The 24,174-nt window shown below is 64.3% G+C and carries 20 protein-coding genes and 1 tRNA gene; 14 read left to right on the plus strand and 7 right to left on the minus strand.

Annotation, left to right across the window (positions count from 1 at the left end):
- Positions 1 to 42 precede the first annotated feature (42 nt).
- From ACR65W_RS08880 to ACR65W_RS08890, 3 genes are all read left to right on the plus strand, one after another.
- Positions 43 to 444 (plus strand): DUF423 domain-containing protein, encoded by a 402-nt coding sequence (locus ACR65W_RS08880; RefSeq protein ID WP_434500890.1) that lies wholly within the window; start codon positions 43 to 45, stop codon positions 442 to 444.
- Between the two features lie 32 nt (positions 445 to 476).
- Positions 477 to 914: a response regulator gene (locus ACR65W_RS08885; protein ID WP_434500891.1), complete on the plus strand. Its 438-nt coding sequence runs from the start codon at positions 477 to 479 to the stop codon at positions 912 to 914.
- Positions 915 to 1,113: 199 nt separating this feature from the next.
- Entirely contained in the window at positions 1,114 to 2,922 is a 1,809-nt protein-coding gene (locus ACR65W_RS08890; RefSeq protein ID WP_434500892.1) for an AsmA family protein, read from the plus strand.
- A gap of 10 nt (positions 2,923 to 2,932) precedes the next feature.
- Here the strand turns inward: ACR65W_RS08890 and ACR65W_RS08895 are convergent, their stop codons facing one another.
- The 3 genes from ACR65W_RS08895 to ACR65W_RS08905 all read right to left on the minus strand — a co-directional run bounded on the left by ACR65W_RS08895 (position 2,933) and on the right by ACR65W_RS08905 (position 3,759).
- Positions 2,933 to 3,226, minus strand: coding sequence for a hypothetical protein (locus ACR65W_RS08895; RefSeq protein ID WP_014892642.1), 294 nt, complete (start codon positions 3,224 to 3,226; stop codon positions 2,933 to 2,935).
- A 96-nt stretch (positions 3,227 to 3,322) separates the two neighbouring features.
- Positions 3,323 to 3,529, minus strand: coding sequence for a hypothetical protein (locus ACR65W_RS08900; protein WP_434500893.1), 207 nt, complete (start codon positions 3,527 to 3,529; stop codon positions 3,323 to 3,325).
- 159 nt (positions 3,530 to 3,688) lie between these two features.
- Positions 3,689 to 3,759 (minus strand) — tRNA-Cys (locus tag ACR65W_RS08905).
- Between the two features lie 101 nt (positions 3,760 to 3,860).
- On the opposite strand from ACR65W_RS08905, the gene ACR65W_RS08910 reads away from it, so the two are divergent.
- From ACR65W_RS08910 to rnr, 3 genes are all read left to right on the plus strand, one after another.
- Positions 3,861 to 4,586 carry a ZIP family metal transporter gene (locus ACR65W_RS08910; RefSeq protein WP_434500894.1) on the plus strand — a complete coding sequence of 242 codons (726 nt, stop codon included), beginning with the start codon at positions 3,861 to 3,863 and terminating at the stop codon, positions 4,584 to 4,586.
- A 110-nt stretch (positions 4,587 to 4,696) separates the two neighbouring features.
- Positions 4,697 to 7,618 carry a type I DNA topoisomerase gene (topA, locus tag ACR65W_RS08915; RefSeq protein ID WP_434500895.1) on the plus strand — a complete coding sequence of 974 codons (2,922 nt, stop codon included), beginning with the start codon at positions 4,697 to 4,699 and terminating at the stop codon, positions 7,616 to 7,618.
- A gap of 143 nt (positions 7,619 to 7,761) precedes the next feature.
- Positions 7,762 to 10,050 carry a ribonuclease R gene (gene rnr, locus ACR65W_RS08920; protein ID WP_434500896.1) on the plus strand — a complete coding sequence of 763 codons (2,289 nt, stop codon included), beginning with the start codon at positions 7,762 to 7,764 and terminating at the stop codon, positions 10,048 to 10,050.
- A gap of 70 nt (positions 10,051 to 10,120) precedes the next feature.
- Here the strand turns inward: rnr and ACR65W_RS08925 are convergent, their stop codons facing one another.
- On the minus strand, positions 10,121 to 11,116 hold the full coding sequence (locus ACR65W_RS08925; RefSeq protein WP_434500897.1) for a hypothetical protein: 996 nt from the start codon (positions 11,114 to 11,116) through the stop codon (positions 10,121 to 10,123).
- Positions 11,117 to 11,485: 369 nt separating this feature from the next.
- Here ACR65W_RS08925 and rpmG point away from each other — a divergent pair, with 369 nt between their 5' ends.
- The 5 genes from rpmG to ACR65W_RS08950 all read left to right on the plus strand — a co-directional run bounded on the left by rpmG (position 11,486) and on the right by ACR65W_RS08950 (position 14,740).
- Complete coding sequence (rpmG, locus tag ACR65W_RS08930; RefSeq protein ID WP_014892635.1) at positions 11,486 to 11,653, plus strand: 50S ribosomal protein L33; 168 nt, start codon at positions 11,486 to 11,488, stop codon at positions 11,651 to 11,653.
- Positions 11,654 to 12,112: 459 nt separating this feature from the next.
- A complete protein-coding gene (locus ACR65W_RS08935) occupies positions 12,113 to 12,526 on the plus strand; it encodes a hypothetical protein (protein ID WP_424375773.1) in 414 nt (137 codons plus the stop codon).
- Between the two features lie 4 nt (positions 12,527 to 12,530).
- Entirely contained in the window at positions 12,531 to 13,277 is a 747-nt protein-coding gene (locus tag ACR65W_RS08940) for a 3-deoxy-manno-octulosonate cytidylyltransferase (RefSeq protein ID WP_434500898.1), read from the plus strand.
- Positions 13,274 to 14,137, plus strand: a complete 864-nt coding sequence (locus tag ACR65W_RS08945) for a prephenate dehydratase (RefSeq protein ID WP_434500899.1) — start codon at positions 13,274 to 13,276, stop codon at positions 14,135 to 14,137. Before ACR65W_RS08940 ends, ACR65W_RS08945 begins: the two co-directional genes overlap by 4 nt.
- Before the next feature lie 168 nt (positions 14,138 to 14,305).
- Positions 14,306 to 14,740 (plus strand): HIT family protein, encoded by a 435-nt coding sequence (locus ACR65W_RS08950; RefSeq protein ID WP_434500900.1) that lies wholly within the window; start codon positions 14,306 to 14,308, stop codon positions 14,738 to 14,740.
- A 66-nt stretch (positions 14,741 to 14,806) separates the two neighbouring features.
- Here ACR65W_RS08950 and ACR65W_RS08955 read toward each other — a convergent pair whose 3' ends face one another.
- Positions 14,807 to 16,405: a DEAD/DEAH box helicase gene (locus tag ACR65W_RS08955; RefSeq protein WP_434500901.1), complete on the minus strand. Its 1,599-nt coding sequence runs from the start codon at positions 16,403 to 16,405 to the stop codon at positions 14,807 to 14,809.
- Positions 16,406 to 16,646: 241 nt separating this feature from the next.
- Positions 16,647 to 17,003, minus strand: coding sequence for a hypothetical protein (locus tag ACR65W_RS08960; protein ID WP_434500902.1), 357 nt, complete (start codon positions 17,001 to 17,003; stop codon positions 16,647 to 16,649).
- A 267-nt stretch (positions 17,004 to 17,270) separates the two neighbouring features.
- Between ACR65W_RS08960 and clpS the strand changes: the two genes are divergently transcribed.
- Complete coding sequence (gene clpS, locus ACR65W_RS08965) at positions 17,271 to 17,630, plus strand: ATP-dependent Clp protease adapter ClpS (RefSeq protein ID WP_434500903.1); 360 nt, start codon at positions 17,271 to 17,273, stop codon at positions 17,628 to 17,630.
- A gap of 9 nt (positions 17,631 to 17,639) precedes the next feature.
- Positions 17,640 to 20,078, plus strand: a complete 2,439-nt coding sequence (clpA, locus tag ACR65W_RS08970; RefSeq protein WP_434500905.1) for an ATP-dependent Clp protease ATP-binding subunit ClpA — start codon at positions 17,640 to 17,642, stop codon at positions 20,076 to 20,078.
- 111 nt (positions 20,079 to 20,189) lie between these two features.
- Here the strand turns inward: clpA and uvrA are convergent, their stop codons facing one another.
- Positions 20,190 to 23,222 (minus strand): excinuclease ABC subunit UvrA, encoded by a 3,033-nt coding sequence (uvrA, locus tag ACR65W_RS08975; protein WP_434502519.1) that lies wholly within the window; start codon positions 23,220 to 23,222, stop codon positions 20,190 to 20,192.
- A gap of 436 nt (positions 23,223 to 23,658) precedes the next feature.
- Between uvrA and ACR65W_RS08980 the strand changes: the two genes are divergently transcribed.
- Positions 23,659 to 24,081, plus strand: coding sequence for a type II toxin-antitoxin system VapC family toxin (locus tag ACR65W_RS08980; RefSeq protein WP_434502521.1), 423 nt, complete (start codon positions 23,659 to 23,661; stop codon positions 24,079 to 24,081).
- The last annotated feature ends 93 nt before the right edge of the window (positions 24,082 to 24,174 follow it).

The raw sequence follows: 24,174 nt of genomic DNA on the forward strand, positions 1-24,174 counted from the left end.
TGAGAACCGCCATCCGGCGGAGGCGCGAAACGGAGTTTGCCATTGAGACTGTCGTTCGCCATCGCGACCATCGCCGCTCTTCAAGGAGCGGCCGGCGTATCTCTCGCCGCCGCCGCGGCCCATGCCGACGCGAGTCCTTTTCTTGCGACCGCAAGCCAGTTTCTCATGATCCACGCCGCCGCCGGCGTCGGCCTCGCGGCGCTTATAGGCACGACGCCGAAACCGACGGCGAATTGGCTCGCCGCTATCGCGCTGGCGCTCCAGGCGGGGGTCACGCTGTTCGCGGGCGACCTTGCCGCCCGGGTCTTTTTATGGGGGAGACTGTTTCCTCTCGCCGCGCCGATCGGCGGCGGGCTGACGATCCTGAGCTGGTGCGCTCTCGCCGTCTGGGCGGCGTTCGCCATGTTTGCAGCAAATTCGCTGCAAAAGCCGCCCGAAAGCTAGACAACTGCGGCATTCCGCCCCACCATTTATTCATGTCGGTTTCCAGCTCCGGCCTTTCGTCCTCGGCCGCTCCAAGCGAAGACCCCCAGCGCACGAGCGATCCTTTGCTCGGGCGACGGCTGTTGATTGTCGAAGACGATCCCTATATCGCGCTGGCGCTGGAAGAGACCCTCGCGGAATTCGGCTTAGTTATCGCGGGGATGGCGCGCAGCGTCGACGAAGCGGTGCGGCTCTCCCGCGAGGATGGAGTCGATCTGGCCTTGCTCGACGTCAATATCGGCCACGAGAAGATCGATCCGGTCGCCGACGCGCTCGCCGCCCGCGGCTGCCCCTTCATTTTCACGACGGGGTGCGGGCGCGCAGGACTTCCCGAGGCGCATCTTGAGCACGCCATGGTCGAAAAACCGTTCTACGTCGAGGAAATCCTGACCGCGCTCCGCAGCGAACTGTCGCGCGCCGAAGAGCGCTAGGCCCAGCCTTTTCGTCACTATCTTTCGCCACTATATCGCCGCCCTTGACCGCGACAAGCGACGTCTCAAGACTCGCTTCAGGAGCACGCGGCTGCTGCCCTCCGCCATAACCGACAAGCCCTCCGCATCGCTGAGAGCGCGCCGCCCGTCAGGCGCTGCGCTTCGGCTGTTGGCGACGGCCTTGGCGGCGGGGGCGGCTATGGCGGCGATCGCCGCCGTTGTTGCGCCGTGGCTGTTCTCGCCCGGCGCTCTCATGGAGGCCGTCACCGATCAGCTCCAAGGCTCTTCGGGGCTTTATGTCGCCGCGCGCGGCCGAACGAGCTTCTCGCTCTTTCCGCGTCCAAGCATCGCGGTCGAAGGCGTCGCTTTCGCCGACCGCAATGGCGCGCTGCTCATCGAGTCGAGCGAGCTGCGCGGCGACGTCGACGTTCTGCCGCTGATCGCGGGGCGCCTCAGAGTCGCGTCGGTGAAGCTCGTACGGCCGCGCGCCCACATCGATCTTGACAGAAAGCCGGCCGGCGCGCCCGGCGCCGCCGCCCGAGCGGCCGCCGCAAAGCCGGCGACGCTCGAAGCCGCGGCGGCCGATAACGTGCGGTTTGGCGTGGTGTCGATCGTCGACGGCGACGCACGGATCACCTACCGCGGCCGCGTCTATGCGCTGGAGCGAATCAACGCGAATTTTGAATGGCGCCGCATCGGCGAAGCGGCCGCCCTGACCGGCGCGTTCGATTTCAACGGCGAACGGCTCGAGGCGATCTTATGGGTCGCGCGTCCGGGAGCGTTGTTGCGCGGAGAACCCTCCGTTGTGACGACCCGGCTTGACGGCAAGAGCCTTCGGGCTGAAGCGCAAGGCGTGGGACAACTCGGAGCCAACGCCCGCTTTGAGGGGCGCGCAGCAGCCAGTGCGCCATCGGCGCAACAGGCGCTGCAGCTCTTCGGCGTCGCCGCGCCCCTGCCCGGCGCCTTCGCCGACGCGCAATTCTCCGCGCAAGCGACGCTCGCGCCCGGAGAGGCGCACTTCAAGGGGGCGCGTCTCTTTGTCGACGGAAACGAGTTTCGCGGCGATATCGACCTGCAGAAAGACGATGGCCGCCCGACGCTGACGGCGGCGCTCCAAAGCGAATTCCTCTCCTTGCGGCCGTTTCTCGCCGACGCGCCGCCGCTCGTCGCCGCGAACGGACAGTGGAGCGATCAGCCGTTCAATCTCCCGGACCTCTCCGGCGCGGACGTTGATCTGCACCTCGCCGTCGGCCACGCCAGGCTTGGCCGGCTCAAGGTCGAAGACGCCGCAATCGAAGTCAGTTTGCGCGACGGCGCCGCGGAGTTCGCGATAACGCAGGCGCACGCCTATCGCGGCGGACTCAAGTTTCGGGCCTCGATCGCGCCTTCGCCCGATGGGCTGGCGCTGCGGGTCGATGCGCAAACAACGGCGGTCGAAGCAGGCCCGCTGCTCTGGGACGCTTATGGAAAACCTGTTCTGGCGGGAGCGCTTAACGCGACTCTCGCAGTCGACGGCATGGGCGATCGGATGGCCACGCTGATGCAGAGCCTGAACGGGCGCGCCAGCGTCGCTCTCGTCGACGGAGAGATATCCGGCGTCGATCTCGAGAAAGCGCTGCGCCGATTGGAGACGCGGCCGCTATCGAGCGCCGTCGACATCCGCTCGGGCCGCTCAGCGCTCGTCGCCGCGAGCGCCACCGTAAAAATAGAAAACGGCGTCGCCGACATCGCCAAAGGCGTCGCGCGAGGACCTGGCTTTACGCTTGCCTTCGGCGGCTCGGCGCGCCTTCCGGAGCGCAGTCTCGCGGTCAGAGCCGTGGCGCGCGAAGCCGACAGCGCCGGTCTGACCGCCGAGTCGGCGCCAAGCATCGCCCTCGACCTCGCCGGCCGCTGGGACGAACTTGCGTTGGGGCTGGACGCGCAAGCCTTCATCCGCCGCTCCGACGCGGCCGCTCCGCTGCTGCCGCGACTGGATCCGCCGCCGCAGGACGGACCGGCGGCGCAATGACGCGAGAAGGTTAAACGTCCTCCAACTGCGTTTCGTGCAGCAGCCTTGTCAGTTCGTCAGGGATATCGAGATATCGAAAGCGGCGAAGCTCGAAACCAACCTCGACGACGCCCCAGGGAGGCGCATAGGTTCGCCAGGGCGACACTTCCCCAAGAATGACGACGTGACCGCCGTCGATGCCGCGGGCGATCCGCGCGACCGTATAAATGGCGCCACGGGCCAAGCCCTCGCAACGACCATAGGGGCCCGCGGTCGCGTCTACGCAAACCACCTCGGCGCCAGGAGGCGTTTCAGGACTGATCATTTAACGACCTCGTTCTGCGGCGCGATGAACGCGCGCTCCTAATTCAATTATGGAGCGCGCGTCGGCGGACGAAAGAGCCGACGCGCCGCATAGCGGTCACCAGACTTTCAAAAAGCCGAAAATGCCTCTCTTCAGCTTCTTGCGGTCAAGCGCGCTGAGTTCGTCATAGACGCGGCGCGCCGAGGCCCGCAGTTCCAGGAGCCTGTCATCCGAGACGTCGAAATCAAGAACGGCGGATTTCAACTCGCGGCGCGCCTGGTCCAGCCGCGCCTGCGCATCCGCAATCAACGCATTCAGCATCATTACCCTCTTCGATGGTGACGTCGCCCCGAACTATAGCGCAACTGCGGAGAAAACGAATCCGAATGCGGCGCCTGTGGGCCGCGCGGTCCGCTTCTTCTGCGCTATCGTTAAGCGCGCGCCTTCAAATTGACGGCGCCCATTTCTCGCGTGAAAAAGGCGAGGCCTCGGAGGGAATCGAACCCCCGTACAAGGATTTGCAGTCCTCTGCGTAGCCACTCCGCCACGAGGCCTTAGCACGGCGTGCGCCGCGTGGGCTCGCTCATACAGGAGGGCGTCATGGCGAGCAAGCGCTCCGCACGGAACCAAATGGAGCGGTCGGGCTTTCTACCCGATGACCGACTATCCGATCGTTCTTTTGCTCGCATTGCTGCCGACGCTCGGCAATTTCGTCGGCGGCGTCGTGGCTGAACTCGTCGAAACCTCTCCGCGCATGCTGAGCCGCGCGCTGCATGTCGCGGCAGGCGTCGTGAGCGCGGTCGTCGCCGTCGAGCTGATGCCGACCGCCCTCTCCGGCGGCGCTTCGATCTGGGCGATTGTGCTGGCGCTGCTGGCCGGAGGCGGCTTCTACATGCTTCTGGTAATGTCGGTCGACAGACTGGTCGGCGGCGACAGGGCCGACGCGTCGATGGTCTATGCCGCGGTCGGCGTCGATCTCTTCGCCGACGGACTCATGATCGGCGTCGGCTCGGTCGTGTCCTTTAGCCTAGCTTTAATCCTGGCTGTGGGTCAGTCGCTCGCCGACTTCCCCGAGGGCTTCGCCGCCATCGCCAATTTGAGAAGCAACGGCGTGAGGCGGTTCTGGCGTCTGACGCTCGCCGGATCCTTCATCGTCTTCTGTCTTCTCGGCGCGACGATCGGCTACTGGCTCCTGCGCGGCCAAAGCGAGGCGCTGAAACTGTCGGCCCTGGCCTTTACCGCCGGAATTCTGCAAATCGCGGCGGTCGAGGACCTGATGAAAGAGGCTCACGAGGCTGCCGAGGACACGCGCTGGTCTTCGATTTTTTTCATCGGAGGCTTTGCGCTTTTTACGGCGCTCACCGGTTATTTCGACCATTGAGCGGCGCGGCGCCGGCTTCCCCCTCGGGGTGGCCAATTTGACAGCGGGCGCCCATTTTGACCATCTTCCGCCGCTCGCCAAGCCGGCGCGCCTCCTGGAATTATCGCGAAATGAATGTCGTAATCGTCGAATCAGCGGCCAAAGCGCAGACGATCAACAAATATTTAGGCAAGAATTTCAATGTGTTGGCCTGCTACGGCCATGTTCGCGATCTTCCCGCCAAGGACGGATCGGTCGACCCCGACCAGGATTTTCTCATGGTCTGGGAAATGGACGCCAAGGGCGCAAAGCGCGTCGCCGCCATCGCCGAGGCGGTGAAGGGCGCCGACAAAGTCATCCTGGCGACCGACCCCGACCGTGAGGGAGAGGCCATCTCCTGGCACTTGCTCGACATTTTGAACAAGAAGCGCGTGCTCAAGGACAAGAAGATCGAGCGCGTCGTCTTCAATGCGGTCACCAAGGCCGCGATCCAAGAGGCGATGGCGCATCCGCGCGAGATCGATCAGGCGCTGGTCGACGCCTATCTCGCGCGCCGCGCGCTCGACTATCTCGTCGGCTTCACCCTGTCGCCGGTGCTGTGGCGCAAGCTCCCCGGCGCCCGTTCGGCCGGCCGCGTGCAGTCCGTCGCGCTTCGCCTCGTCTGCGACCGCGAGCTCGAAATCGAGAAATTCGTCGCGCGCGAATATTGGTCGCTCGTCGCCCATCTGAAGACCCAGGCGGGCGAACCCTTCACGGCGCGCCTCGTCGGCGCCGACGGCAAGAAGATTTCGCGGCTCGACATCGGCGCGGGCCAGGAGGCCGAGGACTTCAAGAAGGCGCTGGAGACCGCCGCCTTTGTCGTGCGCTCGGTCGAGGCAAAACCCGTCAAGCGCCACCCTTACGCGCCCTTCACGACCTCCACCTTGCAGCAGGAGGCCTCGCGAAAGCTCGGGCTCGCGCCGGCGATCACCATGCGCATCGCCCAGCGGCTCTATGAAGGCGTCGACATCGGCGGCGAGACGGCCGGTCTCATTACTTATATGCGAACCGACGGCGTCGACATGGCGCCCGAAGCGGTCGCCAGCGTGCGCGGCGTGATTGGAAAGACATACGGCGACCGTTTCGTTCCCAAGGTTCCTCGCAAATATACGACGAAGGCCAAGAACGCGCAGGAAGCCCATGAGGCGATCCGCCCGACCGACCCCACGCGTCTGCCCAAGGAAGTGGCCAAATATCTCGAACCCGAACAGGCCAAGCTCTATGAGCTGATTTGGACGCGCACCATCGCCAGCCAAATGGAGTCGGCCGAGATGGAGCGAACCACCGTCGACATCGACGCGAAAGCCGGAGACCGCGCGTTGGAGCTGCGCGCGACGGGTCAGGTCATTCGCTTTCCAGGCTTCCTTGAGCTCTATCAGGAAGGCCGCGACGACGGCGAGGACGAGGACGGCGGTCGCCTGCCGGCGATGGCGCAGGGCGAGCCGTGCACGCGCGAAAAAATCGACGCAACCCAGCATTTCACCGAGCCGCCGCCGCGCTTCACGGAAGCGACGCTCGTCAAGCGCATGGAGGAGCTCGGCATCGGGCGCCCCTCGACCTACGCCTCGACGCTCGCCGTGCTGCGCGACCGCGACTATGTGCGGATCGACAAGAAGCGCCTCGTGCCCGAGGACAAGGGACGCCTCGTCGTCGCCTTCCTCGAAAGCTTCTTCTCGCGCTATGTCGAATTCGACTTCACCGCCGACCTCGAAGAAAAGCTCGATCTCGTCTCCAATAATGAGATCGACTGGAAACAGGTGCTGCGCGACTTCTGGAAAGATTTCTCGGCGGCCGTCGACGGCACCAAGGATTTGCGCGTCAGCGAGGTGCTCGACAGCCTCAACGAGCTGCTGGGTCCCCACGTCTTCCCGCCGAAGGAGGATGGAAGCGATCCTCGGCTCTGTCCCGCCTGCAACAGCGGTCAGCTCTCGCTGAAAGTCGGCAAATTCGGCGCCTTCGTCGGCTGCTCCAACTATCCCGAGTGCCGCTACACGCGAACCCTGTCGCCGCCGACGGGCGACGCCGCCGACGCGGCGAGGCCGGGCGTGAAGGTCCTGGGCGTCAATCCTGAAACCGGCGCGGAAGTCACGCTGCGGGATGGCCGCTTCGGCGCCTATGTGCAGGAAGGCGAGCAGGAAGAAGGCGGCGAAAAGCCCAAACGCGCGTCGCTCCCCAAGAGCATCAGGCCTGACGATCTGACGCTGATGCAAGCCATCGCCCTGCTCGCGCTGCCGCGCGAAGTCGCGAAACATCCGACGAGCGGCGATCCGATCGTCGCCGGCATCGGGCGCTTCGGGCCCTATGTCCAGCACGGCAAGACCTACGCCAATATCGGCCGCGACGACGACGTGCTGAGCATTGGCGCAAACCGCGCCATCGATCTCATCGTGCAAAAGGAATCGGGCGGCGGGGGCTCCCGCTTCTCGCGCGGGTCCTCGGAGCCGGCGCGCGTGCTGGGCGATCACCCTCAAGGCGGATCGGTGACCGTCAAGGCCGGCCGTTTCGGTCCTTATGTGAACTGGGGCAAGATCAATGCGACGATCCCGAAGGGCAACGACCCCGCGGCGCTGACGCTCGAACAGGCGATCGAGCTTCTCGCCGAGAAGGCCGCCGGCGGCGGCGGCGCGACGGGCGGGGGACGCGCGCTCGGCGAGCATCCCGAGGGCGGCAAGGTCACGGTTCGCCCCGGCCGCTTCGGCGCTTACGTCAATTGGGGCAAGATCAACGCGACGCTGGCCAAGGGCGCTTCAGCCGAGGACGTGACTCTCGAAGAGGCCCTGCGACTGATCGAAGCCAAAGGCGGCGCGCCGAAGAAATCGGCGAAAAAAGCGCCTGCCAAGAAAGCGCCCAGTAAGAAAGCGCCGACCAATGCAAAAAAGAAAATCGAAGACAGCGATGAGACGCCTTTTGACGAATCCCAGCCCGTAAAGGTCGCCGGAACGGTCGCAAAGAAACCTGCGGCGAAGAAGGCGCCCGCAAAAAAAACCGCGACGAAAAAAGCCGCGGCGAAGTAGAGGAAAGCCTTCTCGAATTTCGCCGATCTTGAAGGAGCGTTTCAACTTTGCCGCCAGCGTCCTATATGTGTGATGCCGAGTCCGGTTGAAGTGCACGCCCGCCGCGTCGAACGGCGATTTTCTTGCCTCTTTTGAGCGAGCCCTTGGCGAAAGAAGACAAAGCAAAACACTCGGCGAAACACGCGGCGAAACACGCGCCCTCTCGCGAAGACATTCTCGCCTTCATCTCCCGCGAAACCGAGGCGGGCGGCCCGCGCAAGATCGGCGTGCGCGAAATCGCCCGCGCCTTCGGCGCCGCCGGCGACGACCGGATCGCCATCAAGCGCCTGCTCGCCGAGATGGCGGATGAAGGCCTCCTGGAAAAGCGCGGCAAGCGCGTGAACCGCAAGGGGACGCTGCCGCCGGTTGCGCTCGTCGACATCATCGCGCGCGACCGCGACGGCGAGATGATCGCCGCGCCCGTCGAATGGGACGAGGACGAGCTGGGGCCGGCGCCGCGCATCCGCATCCACGCGCCGCGTCGCGCCCGGCCGGGCGAGCCCCTGCCCGGCGTCGGCGATCGCGCGCTCGTTCGCGCCGAGCCCGACCGCGACGCCGGACCGGACGAGCCGCCCTATGTCGGACGCGTCGTCAAACTCCTGTCGCGCCAGCGCCAACGCGTGCTCGGCGTGCTGCATATCGAAGCGAATGGCGCCGGCCGCATCGAGCCGATCGACAAGAAGCAGGCCGGACGCGAACTCGCCGTCGCGGCGGCCGACATCGGCGCAGGCAAGCACGGCGACCTCGTCTCGATTGATCTCATCGGCAAGACGCGTTTTGGCGCGCCGCGCGCCCGCGTGCGCGAAACGCTCGGCTCGGTGACGGGCGAAAAGGCGGTGAGCCTCATCGCGCTGCGCGCGCATGACATTCCGGATGTGTTTCGCGCCGAGGCGACGGCGGAGGCCGAACGCGCGCAGCACGCCTCTCTGCACGGCCGCGAAGACTGGCGCGATCTGCCGCTCGTCACCATCGATCCGCCGGACGCCAAGGACCACGACGACGCGGTGCACGCCGCGCCCGACAGTGCGCCGGACAATGACGGCGGCTTCGTCCTTACGGTCGCGATCGCCGACGTCGCGCATTATGTGACGCCGCGCTCGGCGCTCGACCGCGACGCCTTGGAGCGCGGCAATTCGGTCTATTTCCCCGACCGCGTCGTGCCGATGCTGCCCGAGCGCATCTCCAACGACCTCTGCTCATTGCGGCCCAATGAAGATCGGCCGGCGCTCGCCGTGCGCATGCGCGTCACCAGCAAGGGCAGGAAGATCGATCATAGTTTTCATCGCGTGATGATGCGCTCGCACGCCAAGCTCGCCTATGCGCAGGCGCAGGACGCGATCGAGGGCCGCACGGATGAAACCACCAAGCCGCTGCTCGCCCCGGTGCTGCGGACGCTTTACGCCGCGCATGAAGCGCTGCAGCACGCCCGCAATCTGCGCGCGCCGCTCGATCTCGACCTGCCCGAGCGCAAGATCCTTTTGAAGAAAGACGGCTCTTTCGATCGCGTCATCATTCCGCCGCGGCTCGAAGCGCATCGGCTGATCGAAGAATTCATGATTCTGGCCAATGTCGCGGCGGCCGAAACCTTGGAGCAGCATCGCCAGCAGCTGATCTATCGCGCCCATGACGAACCTTCGCGCGAAAAGGTCTCGGCCCTCTCGGAGTTCCTGGCGACGATCGGCGTCAAGCTCGCCAAGGGCCAAGCGCTGCGCCCCGCGCATTTCAATGTGATCCTTGATCGCGTGAAGGGCTTGGAGCACGAGAACATCGTCAACGAGATCATTCTGCGCACGCAGGCGCAGGCCGAATACACGCATGAAAATTACGGGCACTTCGGCCTCAATCTGCGCCGCTACGCGCATTTCACCTCGCCCATTCGCCGCTACGCTGATCTGATCGTGCATCGCGCGCTCATTCGCGCGTTGAAGCTCGGCGAAGGCGCTTTGCCGGAGATGCCGGTTGGCGAACTTGCGGAGATCGCCGCCCGCATCTCGGCCGCCGAGCGGCGCGCGATGGCGGCGGAGCGCGAGACCGTCGATCGGCTCATCGCGCATCATCTCGCCGACCAGATCGGCGCGCGCTTTTCAGCGCGCATTTCCGGCGTGACGCGATCGGGGCTCTTCGTGCGCCTCGCCGAGACAGGCGCCGATGGATTCGTGCCGGCGGCGACGCTGGGCCGTGAATATTACGCCTATGACGAGGCCGCGCATGCGCTCACCTCGCGCTCCGGCGTCAGCTACCGGCTGGCGGATATTATAGAAGTGAAGCTGATCGAGGCGGCGCCGATCGCCGGCGCTTTGCGATTCGAAGTCGTGAGCGGCGGCGAACGCCGCGCGCCGTCGCCGCGGGCGAAAAAGGAACGTGAGCGAAAGCCCGCGCGCCGCAAACGATAGTCTGACGGTCGAGGCTTACGTTTGGGCGGTCACAACACTCTCGATTTCTCGCCAAGAGGCCCGGCGCGCTTCAGGCGCCCTTCGCGCAGATGAAGACCTGTCGGCGCCGGCCCCAGCACTCGCCTGTCCGATAGACTTTGCCGAGGCTGCGGCCGCCGAGGCTCGCCGTCCACGTCCGTCCATGATCTTGCGTCAGAACAACGGCGTCGTCCCCGGCGTTGAGCGTCAGCGTCGAGCGCCCGGGCTGGCGCAGCAGGCAGCTGCGCTCGAAGAGAACCCGTCCATCGACCTTGACGAAACACTTTGCGCGGCGGCCCTCGTTCGCGGGCGCGTCCTCGCGCTGGCTTTCGCGCGCCGCAGTAGTCCGCGCCGCTGGCGCCTCGTCGTCCGGCTCCGCCGTCGCGGCCGTATCAATTGGCGGCGCGTCGTCGAAGGCGGTTTTCGGCAGCGCCGCTCCGAGCGGCGGAACCGTCGCCGCGCCGAGCGCTGGCGCGGCGGCGGGAACGTCGGTTTTTTGGGGCGGCGGCAGCGGCTCGGGCAAGGGCTCCGCCGCGGCCTGAGCCTCCAGAAGCCGCTCTTTCAGCTCCTTGGACTCGGGCGTCGACGGCGTGGGTGGCGCAATTGAGTCCGGCGGGGCGCTAACCGTAAGCGCCGAGGATGGCGCGACGTCGGCGGCTTGCGCGGCCTCGGTCACGGGCGCCGGCGGCGGCGGCTCGATCCGCACAGGCGTCGTCGGCGTTTCGACCTGACGCAGCGTCGCGCCGTCAGCGCGCGGCGCGCCTCTCGAGGCGAAAGTCGCGACGACGCCGACGCCTCCCAGCAGGACGGCCCCGGCGACGACATAAAACCAGATCGGCGCTCTGAATGACGCGGCGCCCTGGACCGCGCGCCACTCGCCAGCGACGTCGCTCGAAACATCCTTGATCCAGCCCATCGCGCGCGTGTTGCGGAAGGGCTTCTCCAAGCTTTCGAGCTCTCTCAAGAGGCGCCGCTTCTCTTGGAGTATCCGCCGTTCAAAATTCTCCAACTCCGCGACTTTGCGCCGCTTTTCGAGTGTTACGCTCATACTACTCACTCCAAGCGCGTTCGCGTGAAGGCGAAGGAAGCACTTCTTCACGTCGATACATGCAGGCGCTGCGTTCGACGGCGCGCGCGAGCGCCAGCTACTTACGAGATATTTCTCCCCGCCCGAGAATTGCCGCGCAATTCGCCAGAGTCGTTCCAGCCACACGCCGCTTCTCTTGTGGATTAACCAACAAAATTATGGCTGTTCTTTGCCGTATCCTCTTGACGAGGCGCGAATCGCGCTGGACTCAGACTGGCCGGGCGCGCCTTCTTGACATCGTTCGCGCCGCACGTATGTTGCCGCCCAATTCGCTCCCGGCGCGCTCAGCGACCGGGACGATTTCATTTCTCTGATAGACTGGGATGAACGATGGCCAAGTCCGCCATGATCAAGATCAAGCTCCTGTCCACGGCGGATACGGGCTATTTCTACGTGACCAAGAAGAACGCGCGCACCAAGACGGAAAAGCTCGTCTTCAAGAAATACGATCCCGTCGTGCGCAAGCACGTGGAATTCAAGGAAACCAAGATCAAGTAAGCGCGCGCAGAAAAAGCGCGCGCCCTGTCGAGGCGTTCGTCACAATCGCTGGTCTAGCCAGAAGGAGCGCCGCCGCAGTGACGCTCCGATATTTTTTGGCTGGAGAAGAAACCGCCTTGGGGAAGGCGGCCGACTGACGATGGCTTCAAGGAGGCCACTCCAACCACCGCCAGTCGGCCAACCCCACGGACCCAGGAGATGCGGCGGACCTGAGCACTCCGCAGGGTATTCAAAGTTGTGCCGAATACGCATCAAACGCTTACGCACGCCATGGGTCTTCTTACAGGCCCTTCGACGCCGCCAGACGCGCAACTCATTTGGCGCAGTCACGTTACTCCGGCTGCACAAAAATGCAACTATCTGATATGAAATTTCACAGATGGGGAGTTGCGAGGGCGTTTCGACGACCAGCGTAACCAATAACATCGCGCCCTGATGAACGTGGCGCTGGAGGAGTAGATGGCATCTGGATTCCGCTTTGTTCTTGGGCTTGTGGCCGGCGTCTCGGTCGCCCTAACGCTTTCCGCTTGCGGCGAACATATGCCCGGCGACGCCACGGGCGCGAAGGTCTTGCGCAATCTTCTGGAGAAGAACGGCGTCGACGCCAAGCTCGTCTCCTTCAAGAAGGTGCAGGGTCGCGAAGTGAAGCGCGAGAACGTCGACGCTTACGAATTGATGTATGAGGCTGAAATTCTGTTTCCCGAGGGTTTCGAAGCCAAATGCGCGGATGAGCGCGAGCGCGGAACCTGCGCCTTTCTCGGCCTCGACGACAACCGGACATTCGCCAAGGCCGAAGTGCACACGAGCGAAGGCACGCTGCATTTCGTGAAGAGCGAAAAAGGCTGGATGGCCGAGGATAGCAACGCCTATTAGCGCCGTGCAGGCGCTCGCGCCGATCGTCATTATTCCGGCGCGTCTACGCTCGACGCGTCTGCCCGGCAAGGCGCTCGCCGAAATCGACGGTCGGCCCATGATCGTCCATGTCTGGGAGCGCGCATGCGCCGCAGCGCTCGGACCTGTCGTGGTCGCGACCGACTCTCCCGAGATCGCGCGCGCCATCGAATCGGTCGGCGGACACGCGGCGCTCACGCGCGGCTCTCACGCCTGTGGCAGCGATCGCATCGGCGAAGCCTTGCGGGCGCTCGACCCGAAAGGCCGCCATGGCGCCGCCGTCAATCTGCAGGGAGACCAGCCCTTGCTTCCGGACGGGGCGCTCGAAGCGGCGCTCGCGCTTCTCGACGATCCAGCCGTCGACATCGGCACTCTCGCCTGCCCGGCGCGCGCCGAAGACGCCAGCGATCCCAACGCCGTCAAGCTCGTGGGAGCCTCGCTCGCGCCTGGACGGGTTCGCGCGCTTTACTTTACGCGCGCCCCGGCGCCTTATGGCGAGGGGCCGCGATTGAAGCACATCGGCGTGTACGCCTTTCGCCGCGCCGCGCTGGAACGATTCGTCGCGCTTGCGCCCTCTCCGCTCGAATTGCGTGAGCGCCTCGAGCAGTTGCGCGCGATCGAGGCCGGCATGCGCATCGACGCCGCTGTGCTGGACAAAGGCGCCCCATCGGTGGATACGGAACGCGATTTGACCGCGCTGCGCGCGGCGGCGCGCGAACAGGACCCAAAGTGACGCAATATATCGCCTATCAGGGAGAGCCCGGCGCGAATTCCGACCTCGTCTGCCGTCAGGCCTATCCGCATCTGACGCCGCTCCCTTGCGCAAGCTTCGAGGACGCCTTCGCATCGGTGACCGAGGGGCGCGCCGCGCTCGGCATGATCCCAATCGAGAATTCGATCGCCGGACGCGTCGCGGATATTCATCATTTCCTGCCGCATTCGGGTTTGCATATCGTCGGCGAACACTTCCTGCCGATCCATTTTCACCTGATGGCGCCCAGGGGCGCGACGCGGCAGGGGCTCAGAAGCGTCTACAGCCATGTCCACGCGCTGGGTCAGTGCCGCCGCGCCATCCGCCAACTCGGCCTCGCGGCGCACACCGCCGGAGACACTGCCGGCGCCGCGCGCGAAGTCGCCGAATGGGGCGATCCGACGAAGGCCGCGATCGCGCCGCGACTCGCCGCCGACATCTACGATCTCGACGTGCTGGCGGAGAACATCGAGGACGAGGCGCATAACACGACGCGTTTCATCGTGCTGTCGAAGACCAGGCATTGGGCGGCGCCGAGCGCGGGGTCGACCATCACCACCTTCATCTTTCGCGTGCGCAACGTGCCGGCCGCGCTCTACAAGGCGCTTGGCGGCTTCGCCACGAATGGCGTCAATATGACCAAGCTCGAAAGCTACATGGTTGACGGCGAATTCGCCGCGACGCGCTTTCTCGCCGACGCCGACGGACATCCCGAGCAGCCGGCGATGGCGCGCGCGCTCGAAGAACTGCAGTTCTTCTCCAAGGAAGTGGAGATTCTCGGCGTTTATCCGGCGAGCGATTTTCGCCTCACCAATATCCGCGCCTTCGCCTTTGGGGATTGACAGGCCTCAAGCGCAATTGCTTTCCTTGCCGGCCTTCTTCAGCGGGAACGGGACTGTCGCCGCCAGGCGACGCTTCGTTCGCGCCATGAGCGACGTCCCTCGAGACGCAAGCGCCCGTCAGAACGGCCAAAACGATTTTAAGGAGCAAGCGCTCGAAGGGAACAGCCCATGGCCGTCGCCTATGACTCCAATAATATTTTCGGCAAGATTCTGCGCGGAGAAATCCCCGCGCATAAGGTCTATGAAGACGACGTCTCGCTCGCGTTTATGGACATCATGCCCCGCGCCGAGGGCCATGTTCTGGTCATTCCAAAGGAGGGCGCGCGCGGACTCCTCGACGTCTCGCCGGAAACGCTCGGCCAATTGATGAAGCGCGTGCAGCACGTCGCGAAGGCGATCGAAAAGGCGTTTGCCGCGGACGGGCTGACGCTGCATCAATTCAACGAAAGCGCCGGCGGACAGGTGATTTATCACCTGCACTTCCACCTGCTGCCGCGTTGGGACGGCGTCGCCTTGCGCCCTCCGGGGACCATGGCGGACGACGCTAAGCTCGCTGAACAGGCGGAGAAAATTCGCGGCGCAATGGCGCCGTTCGAAGGATGAGTCCGCTGCGGGGCCGGCTTGCCTGATCGGGCAAGCCTTTGACCAGGCAAGCCTTGCCGAAAAAAACTATTCTTCGCCGACCTTCGCCGGCCTCAGCGCCACCGGGCGCAACAGGAAGGACGGCACGTGGTCGCCCAGTCCAATGACGGGCGGCCCATCGTCTTCATGATGGCGCGGGCGGCGCTCACGGCGCTCTGCGGCCGGCGGCCCGGCCGGCGCCCGATAGGCCGGAGGCCGCACGCCTTCTCCGTCAGCCTTGACGCGGCCGCCGCGGGACCGGCCGATGCTGACGGGCGCCTCGCGATCGGCGGCGGCTGACGGCGGCGGCCGGCGGCTTACAGGCGTTTCGCGTTCAGCGGCTGCTGGCCGGCGGTTGACCGGGGCCTCGCGTTCAGCGGCGGCGGCTGTCGGCCGGCGGCTGATGGGCGCTTCGCGCTCGGCCGCGGCTGGTCGGCGGCCGCGCTCCCGGCGCGGCCCGCGTTCGGCGCGCTCGCCGCGGCGCTCTTGCGGGCGGCTCGTCTCCATCGGCGGCGGCAAGGCGTCGAAGCCCGGCCCTTCCCAGTCGATCGCCTTGCCGATGAGGCTCTGAATCTGGTCGATATATTTCATGTCGTCTTCGGTGACGAGCGTGATCGCCACGCCCGACCGGCCGGCGCGGCCGGTGCGGCCGATCCGGTGCACGTAATCTTCGCTGTGCGTCGGGACGTCGAAGTTGAGCACATGGCTCACGTCCGGAATGTCGAGGCCGCGCGCCGCCACATCCGAACACACGATCAGCGACACATCGCCAGTCTTGAACGCGTCGAGCGAGGCCATCCGCGCGAGCTGATCCATGTCGCCGTGCAGGGCGCCGGCGGAAAAGCCGTGCTTGACGAGCGAGCGATGAAGGGTCGCCACGTCGCGCTTGCGGTTGCAGAAGATGATCGCGTTCTTGAAGTTTTCGGCGTCGCGAATGAGCGTGCGCAACGTCTCGCGCTTATCGGCGTGGCCCCGCGAAGCGACGAGAACCTGCCTGATCGTGGTCGCCGTCGTCGCGGCGCGCGAGACTTCGCAACGGATCGGATTATGCAGAAAGGCTTCCGTCAGCCGCGTGATTTCAGGCGGCATCGTCGCAGAGAAGAAGAGCGTCTGCCGCGTGAATGGCACCAGTTTGCAGACGCGCTCGATATCGGGAATGAAACCCATGTCGAGCATACGGTCCGCCTCGTCGATGACGAGAATTTCGATGCCGGTGAGCAGCAGCTTGCCGCGATCGAAGAAGTCGAGCAGGCGACCCGGCGTGGCGATCAGCACGTCGGCCCCGCGCATGATTTTGGTTTCCTGCTCGCCGAAGGCGACGCCGCCGATCAGCAGCGCGACGTTGAGCCGATGGTTCTCGCCGTATTTGGCGAAGCTTGCTTCGACTTGCGCGGCAAGTTCGCGCGTCGGCTCCAGAATAAGCGTTCGCGGCATTCTGGCGCGGGCGCGGCCGCTTTCGAGACGGCTCAGCATCGGCAGGGTGAAGGCGGCTGTCTTGCCGGTGCCCGTTTGGGCGATGCCGAGAATGTCGCGCCCCTGCAAGGCGGGTGGAATGGCCTGCGCCTGAATTGGCGTGGGGGTCGTATAGCCGGACGTTTGGACGGCCGCGAGAACCTTTTGGGAAAGGCCCAGTTCTTCGAATGTCATTAATTATCCTGAATTACGGCTCGCATGTGCGGAAATTCCGCTTGCGCGCCAGCCGTAAAGAAGCGCGCGTGGATGTTGAGAGAAGTCGCCGTCGACGCCGCGACAGCTATCTGGCCCGCCGACGGTCCGCCGCAAAGAAGCGCGGGCGATAGCCACGGGAATGCTTTAAGGGCAATTGCCAGATTGTCAATAAATATATGCGCACGTCGGGCCGCGCATACGAGGGTTGGTCGCAAAAAAACTAATGATCGGCGATTTCGCCAGCTTCGCCGCAAGGCGTTAACGCCTGACGCCCTTTGCGCCTGTCTGGGATCGTGCCTGTCGGCAAACGGTCGACGTCGGCCTCGCGTTGTCCGGTCGGCGCCGGCGCCTCGGGTTGCGGCGCCGCCTTGGCAAGGCCTCGCAGATCGGTTTCTGCGCCCGTGGAAAAGCGCGCCGGCGCTCGCGTTTCGGGAGGCTCAAACATATTTGAGAGCAGCTTGGCGCCGAGCACGCTGCACAAACAAGCGGCGATCGACAGCGCCGCGAGACTCCAGACGCCCGCCGGAAGGCCGGCGCGGGGTTGGCTTAAACGGCGAGGCTCGAGGGGTCGACGCACTTGAATGCCTGAAGGTTAGCAGTGTGACGCTAATCTAGCGGAGGTGAATTTTTTATTGATGCGGCTTTCGACAAAACTCGGCGACGGCGCGTCGCGCGACCCCTTGCCAAGCCGCAGGGAAAGCTCAAAACTAGCGATGTTCTTGATTTCCCTCACCGTGGAAATGGCCCAGATTCTGCGAGGCGACCCTAAAAGAACCACTGTGCCGACCTACATGAAAAGGATCGAAAGGGTGAAGACGTGGCGGCGGAGGATTTAACGCTAGCGATGGCGGCTAGTGCGCCGCGAGCGGCCAAGGAGCCGCGCAAGGGGGGAGGCGACGTCGGTCCTGGGGCCGGAACCGCGCTCGTCACGCGAACGCGTCCTCAGACGCGCAAGCCCAATATGTATCGGGTGCTTTTGTTGAATGACGACTACACGACGCAGGAGTTCGTGGTGATCGTGCTGCGGAAATATTTCAACAAGTCCGTCGAGGAAGCCACGCGCATCATGCTCCACGTCCACAATCACGGCGTCGGCGAATGCGGCGTCTACACCTACGAGGTCGCTGAGACCAAAGTCACCCAGGTCATGGATTTTGCAAGGAAGCATCAGCATCCTCTGCAGTGCATCATGGAAAAGAAATAGGACGAGCGCATGCCGACCTTCTCGCGCAATCTCAAGCAGACCCTCGACCGTGCGCTCGCGTCCGCCCGCGAGCGGCGCCATGAATATGCGACGCTCGAGCACCTCCTGCTGAGCCTCGTCGAGGACGTCGACGCGTCGGCGGTGCTCCGCGCCTGTTCCGTGGATCTCGACGTGCTGACCAAGAATTTGCGCGACTACATCGATCGCGAACTCGACAACCTCGTCAACGAAGATGCGGATGAATGCAAGCCGACCGCCGGGTTCCAGCGGGTCGTGCAGCGGGCGATTATCAGCGTCCAATCGTCCGGCCGCGAAGACGTCAGCGGCGCCAATGTTCTTGTCGCGCTGTTCGCCGAGCGCGAAAGCCACGCCGTCTATTTCCTGCAGGAGCAGGACATGACGCGCTATGACGCCGTCAATTTCATCAGCCATGGCATCGCCAAGCGCCCCGGGCTTTCGGACGCCAGCCGGAGTCCGCGCGGCGTCGAGGAAGATGGCGAGCGCAGCGAAGGCCGCGAGGGCCGCGACGGCGAGAGCCGCAAGAAGGAAGGCGCGCTCGAGGCCTATTGCGTCAATCTCAACAGGAAGGCGCGCGACGGCCGCATCGACCCGCTGATCGGCCGCGAGCCGGAAGTGCTGCGCACGATTCAGGTCCTATGCCGCCGGCAAAAGAATAATCCCCTGCTCGTCGGCGATCCCGGCGTCGGCAAGACCGCGATCGCCGAAGGACTCGCGCGTAAAATCGTTTCCAACGAGGTGCCGGAGGTTCTCGCCGGGGCGACGGTGTTCGCGCTCGACATGGGCGCGCTGCTCGCCGGCACACGCTATCGCGGCGACTTCGAAGAGCGCCTGAAGCAGGTCGTGAAGGAAATCGAGAATCACAAGAACGCGATTCTCTTCATCGACGAGATCCATACGGTCATTGGCGCGGGCGCCACCTCGGGCGGCGCGATGGACGCCTCGAACCTTCTGAAGCCCGCGCTGGCGCAGGGGGTTCTGCGCTGCATCGGCTCGACGACCTACAAGGAATACCGGCAGTATTTCGAGAAGGACCGCGCGCTCGTTCGCCGCTTCCAGAAGATCGACGTCAACGAACCCTCGATCCCCGATGCGATCGAAATCGTGAAGGGACTCAAGCCCTATTTCGAGGAGTTCCATAAGATTCGCTACACCAACGACGCGCTGAAGGCGGCGGTGGAGCTCTCGGCGCGTTACATTCATGACCGCAAGCTGCCGGACAAGGCGATCGACGTGATCGACGAAACCGGCGCGGCGCAGATGCTGGTCGCGGAAAACAAGCGCAAAAAGACCATCGGTCTGAAAGAGATCGAAACGACGATCGCCACCATGGCGCGCGTGCCGCCGAAGACCGTCTCCAAGGACGACGCCGAAGTTCTCGCGCATCTCGATGAGACGCTGCGGCGCGTCGTCTATGGGCAGGACAAGGCGATCTCGGCGCTGACTTCGGCGATCAAGCTCGCGCGGGCGGGTCTGCGCGATCAAGAGAAGCCGATCGGCTGCTATCTCTTCTCCGGACCGACCGGCGTCGGCAAGACGGAAGCCGCGCGCCAGCTGGCGACATCGCTCGGCATCGAACTCGTGCGCTTCGACATGTCGGAATATATGGAGCGCCATACGGTGAGCCGGCTGATCGGCGCGCCTCCCGGCTATGTCGGATTCGATCAGGGCGGACTGCTGACCGACGCCATCGACCAGCATCCGCATTGCGTGCTGCTGCTCGACGAGATCGAGAAGGCGCATCCCGATCTCTACAACATCCTGCTGCAGGTGATGGACCACGGGAAGCTGACCGATCACAACGGCAAGACGATCGACTTCCGCAACGTCATCCTCATCATGACGACGAACGCCGGCGCGCAGGATCTTGCCCGCACGCCGATCGGCTTCACGCGCACGCGCCGCGATCTCGACGACAGCGAAGCGATCAATCGGCTTTTCGCGCCGGAGTTCCGCAATCGCCTCGACGCCATCGTGCCTTTCGGTCATCTGCCGGTCGACGTCATCAAGCGGGTCGTCGACAAATTCATCATGCAGCTCGAAGCGCAGCTTGCCGACCGCAATGTCACGATCGAGCTCACCGACGAAGCGCGCAGCTGGCTCGTCGAGCACGGCTATGACGAATCGATGGGCGCGCGGCCGATGTCGCGGGTCATTCACCAGCACATCAAGACGCCGCTCGCCGACGAGGTGCTGTTCGGCCGCCTCAAGAACGGCGGCGCTGTGCGCGTCGTCGTCGTCGGCGACGACACCGGAGCGAAGTCGCTTGGCTTCGTCTTCCCGGAGGGCCCGGTGTTGCCGCGGCCTGAGCGCGACATCTTCGAGGCCGGCAAGAAGCGCGCGGCGGAGGAAGCCGCGTCGGGAGATGACGCGCCGATTCGCGGCGCCGATGTGGAACGCGACGAACGTCCGGCGCCGCTGAAGAGCTAAACGCCAACGGGCGCGCGCCGCGCAACAAACATGGGCCGCTTCGCATGCGCTGCGAGGCGGCTCCTGCTTTTTTGAGGAGAAGGCGTGGCGGCAGCGCTTCTGTGAGGGACCTTAAACCGTCCGCGCTTTCTTAGGTTTCGCCGGCGCGGTCGCCGCCACGGATGGTTTGCGCGCCATCGCCTCAGCGAGATAGCGCCCCGTGTGGCTGCGCGTCTCCTTGATGATCTGAGACGGCGGCCCCGCCGCGACGATTTCGCCGCCGCCGTCGCCCCCCTCCGGTCCCATGTCGATGATCCAGTCCGCGGTCTTGATGACTTCGAGATTGTGCTCGATCACGACCACCGTATTGCCCTGCTCGACGAGTTCATGCAGCACTTCGAGAAGCTTGGCGACGTCATGGAAATGCAGTCCCGTCGTCGGCTCGTCGAGAATATAGAGCGTGCGGCCTGTGGAGCGGCGCGACAGCTCCTTGGAGAGCTTGACGCGCTGGGCCTCGCCGCCCGACAGCGTCGTCGCCTGCTGGCCGACATGGATGTAATCGAGGCCGACGCGTTTTAAGGTTTCCATCTTGTCGCGAATCGACGGCACCGCCTTGAACAGATTCGCCGCCTCCTCGACCGTCATGTCCAGCACGTCGGCGATGGATTTTTCGCGATATTTCACTTCAAGCGTCTCGCGATCGTAACGCTTGCCCTTGCACACGTCGCAGGTCACGTACACGTCCGGGAGAAAGTGCATCTCGATCTTGATGACGCCGTCGCCCTGGCAGGCTTCGCAGCGGCCGCCCTTGACGTTGAAGGAGAAGCGTCCCGGCGCATAACCGCGCGCCTTCGCCTCGGGGAGGCCCGCGAACCATTCGCGAATGGGCGTGAAGGCGCCGGTGTAGGTCGCGGGATTGGAGCGCGGCGTGCGGCCGATCGGCGACTGGTCGATGTCGATGATCTTGTCGATCTGCTCGAGTCCTTCCAGGCGATCGAAGGGCGCCGGGTGCTCATGCGCGCCGGAAAGCCGACGGGCGACGGCCTTGTAGAGCGTCTCGATGACGAGCGTCGACTTGCCGCCGCCCGAGACGCCAGTAACGCAAGTGAAAAGGCCAAGCGGCACTTCCGCCGTGACCTCCTTGAGATTGTTGCCGCGCGCGCCGAAGAGCTTGAGCCAACGCCCGGCCGTCGGCTTGCGCAGCTTGTGACGAAGGATCACCTGTTTCTCGCCGGTCAGATATTGCCCGGTGAGCGACGCGGGATCGTTCATGATCTCCTGCGGCGTCCCCTGCGCGACGATTTTGCCGCCGTGAATGCCGGCGCCGGGTCCGACATCGACGACATAATCCGCGGCGAGAATCGCGTCCTCGTCGTGCTCGACGACGATGACGCTGTTGCCGAGATTGCGCAGCCGCCGCAGCGTGTCGAGCAGACGGTCATTGTCGCGCTGATGCAACCCGATCGACGGTTCGTCCAGCACATAGAGAACGCCGGTCAGTCCCGAGCCGATCTGCGACGCGAGGCGGATCCGCTGGCTTTCGCCGCCCGACAGCGAGCCTGAATTGCGCGACAGCGTCAGATAGTCGAGGCCGACGTCGACGAGAAAATTTAGCCGGTCGCGAATTTCCTTCAAGATGCGGAGGGCGATTTCATTGCGCTTCTTGTCGAGCGCGTCGGGCAGCGCGCGAAACCAGTCGAGCGCGGCGCGCACGGAAAGCTCCGAGACTTCGCCGATATGTTTGCGCGCGACTTTGACGGCGAGCGCTTCGGGCTTCAAGCGAAAGCCTTCGCAGGCGAGGCACGGCGTCGCCGACATATAGCGGCCGATCTCGTCGCGCGCCCATTCGCTGTCGGTTTCGAGATAGCGCCGCTCCAGATTGATGACGACGCCTTCGAACGGCTTCTTCACGTCATAGGCGCGAAAGCCGTCGTCATAGGAGAAGCGGATCTCCTCGTCCCCCGAGCCGTAGAGAATGACGTTTCGCGCCTTGTCGGAAAGCGTCTCCCACGGGACGTCGAGCCGAAACTTGTAATGCTTGCCGAGCGCTTCGAGCGTCTGCTGATAATAGGGCGAAGTCGATTTCGCCCAGGGCGCGATCGCGCCTTTGCGCAGCGTCAGCTTTGGATTGGGCGCGACGAGGTCGGCGTCGACCTTCTGCTCATGGCCGATGCCGCCGCAAACCGGACAGGCGCCGAAGGGATTGTTGAAGGAAAACAGCCGCGGCTCGATCTCGGGAATCGTGAACCCCGACACCGGACAGGCGAATTTCGACGAGAAGACGATGTGGCCGGGCGCGTAATGGGTTGAGACATTGGCGACGGCAGTCGGCAGGTCGGCAATCGGCAGTCGGTCGTCATCCCTCGACCGCCCACTGCCGACTGCCGACTGCCGATCGGCGAATTCGACGACGGCGAGGCCGCCCGACAAATCGAGCGCGGTCTCAAAACTGTCGGCCAGTCTCGCGCTCATGTCGGGACGCACGACGATGCGATCGACCACGACATCGATGTCGTGCTTCAACTTCTTGTCGAGCGCCGGCGCGTCGACGATCTCATGATAGGCGCCGTCGATCTTGAGTCGCTGGAAGCCCTTTTTGGTATATTCGGCGATCTCCTTCCGGTATTCGCCTTTGCGGCCGCGCACGACCGGCGCGAGCAGGTAGAGCCGCGAGCCTTCGGGAAGCGCCAACACGCGATCGACCATCTGCGAGACGGTCTGGCTCTCGATCGGCAGCCCTGTCGCTGGCGAATAGGGCACGCCGACGCGCGCCCAGAGCAGACGCATATAGTCGTGAATCTCGGTGACTGTGCCGACGGTCGAGCGCGGATTTTTCGAGGTCGTCTTCTGTTCGATCGAGATCGCCGGCGAAAGCCCGTCGATCTGATCGACGTCGGGCTTCTGCATGATCTCCAGAAATTGCCGCGCATAGGCCGACAGCGACTCGACATACCGGCGCTGGCCTTCGGCATAGATGGTGTCGAAGGCGAGCGAAGATTTGCCCGAACCAGACAGGCCCGTGAACACCACGAGCTTATCGCGCGGAATCGTCAGATCGACGTTCTTGAGATTATGTTCGCGCGCGCCGCGAATGGAGATGGATTTGGAGTCGCTAGGCTTAATTGATGCGCCCGCTCGCGCGTCCTTTTGCTTGATGATCGCCATTCACAAAGGCCGGAAGGAGAGTGGAAGCGTCATTTAGGCGCTGAGCAAGGCAAATGCCACGCGCGGCCGCATAAATCCATCTGAAGCTCATCCGATGCTCGATCAGCTCGCTTGCATGTCGGCCTTGAGATCGCGCCCGCATAGCGATATCATTGATATCAAACTTGGAGGCTGGCGTGCCTGACATTCTGTTGAGAGACGTTCCCCCGGAAATGAAACGCCAGATCGAGGATCTGGCGCACGGGCATAAGCGCAGCATTTCGAGCCAGGCGAAATTGTTGCTTGAACGCGCTTTATCGCAAGCTGTCCGGCCAGAGCGCGCCCGAGCGGCCGGAGGACTTGGAACGCGGCTCAAGGGTCTCGTGTCGCAAGAAGATTGGACGGACGATTTCATTCAGCCTCGTGATCAAAGCGACCGCGCCCCGCCAGATTTCGAATGATCCTGCTCGACACGAACATCGTCTCTGAAATGATGAAGCCGACGGGCGACGGTAACGTGCGGCGCTGGATGGACTCCTATTCTGAGCTCGATTTCTTCATCGCGACGCCAGTCATCGCCGAGCTTCGTTTTGGTCTGGCGCTGCTGCCTGAGGGGCGAAATAAGGAGGCGCTGACCAGGGCTTGCGATACGATCGAAGCGGAGATTTTCGCTGGCCGGATATTCACCTTCGATCAACGTGCGGCGCATGCCTTCGCGCGGCTGCGGGCGAAGCGGCAGGCGCTCGGCAAACCGCTCAATGTCATGGACGCGCTGGTCGCGAGCATCGCCTCGGCGCACGCCATGACTCTCGCGACGCGCAACGTCGCGGATTTCGTCGATCTCGACATCGCCGTCGTCAATCCGTTCGAAGCGCGCTAGCGATACGCTTTGGAAATCCCCCGCCGTCATTGCGAGGAGGCGCAGCCGACGAAGCAATCCAGAGGCGGCGGCGGACGGCTGGATTGCTTCGCT

The sequence above is a fragment of the Methylocystis sp. genome (genome assembly GCF_051062815.1).
Taxonomy (GTDB): Bacteria; Pseudomonadota; Alphaproteobacteria; order Rhizobiales; family Beijerinckiaceae; genus Methylocystis.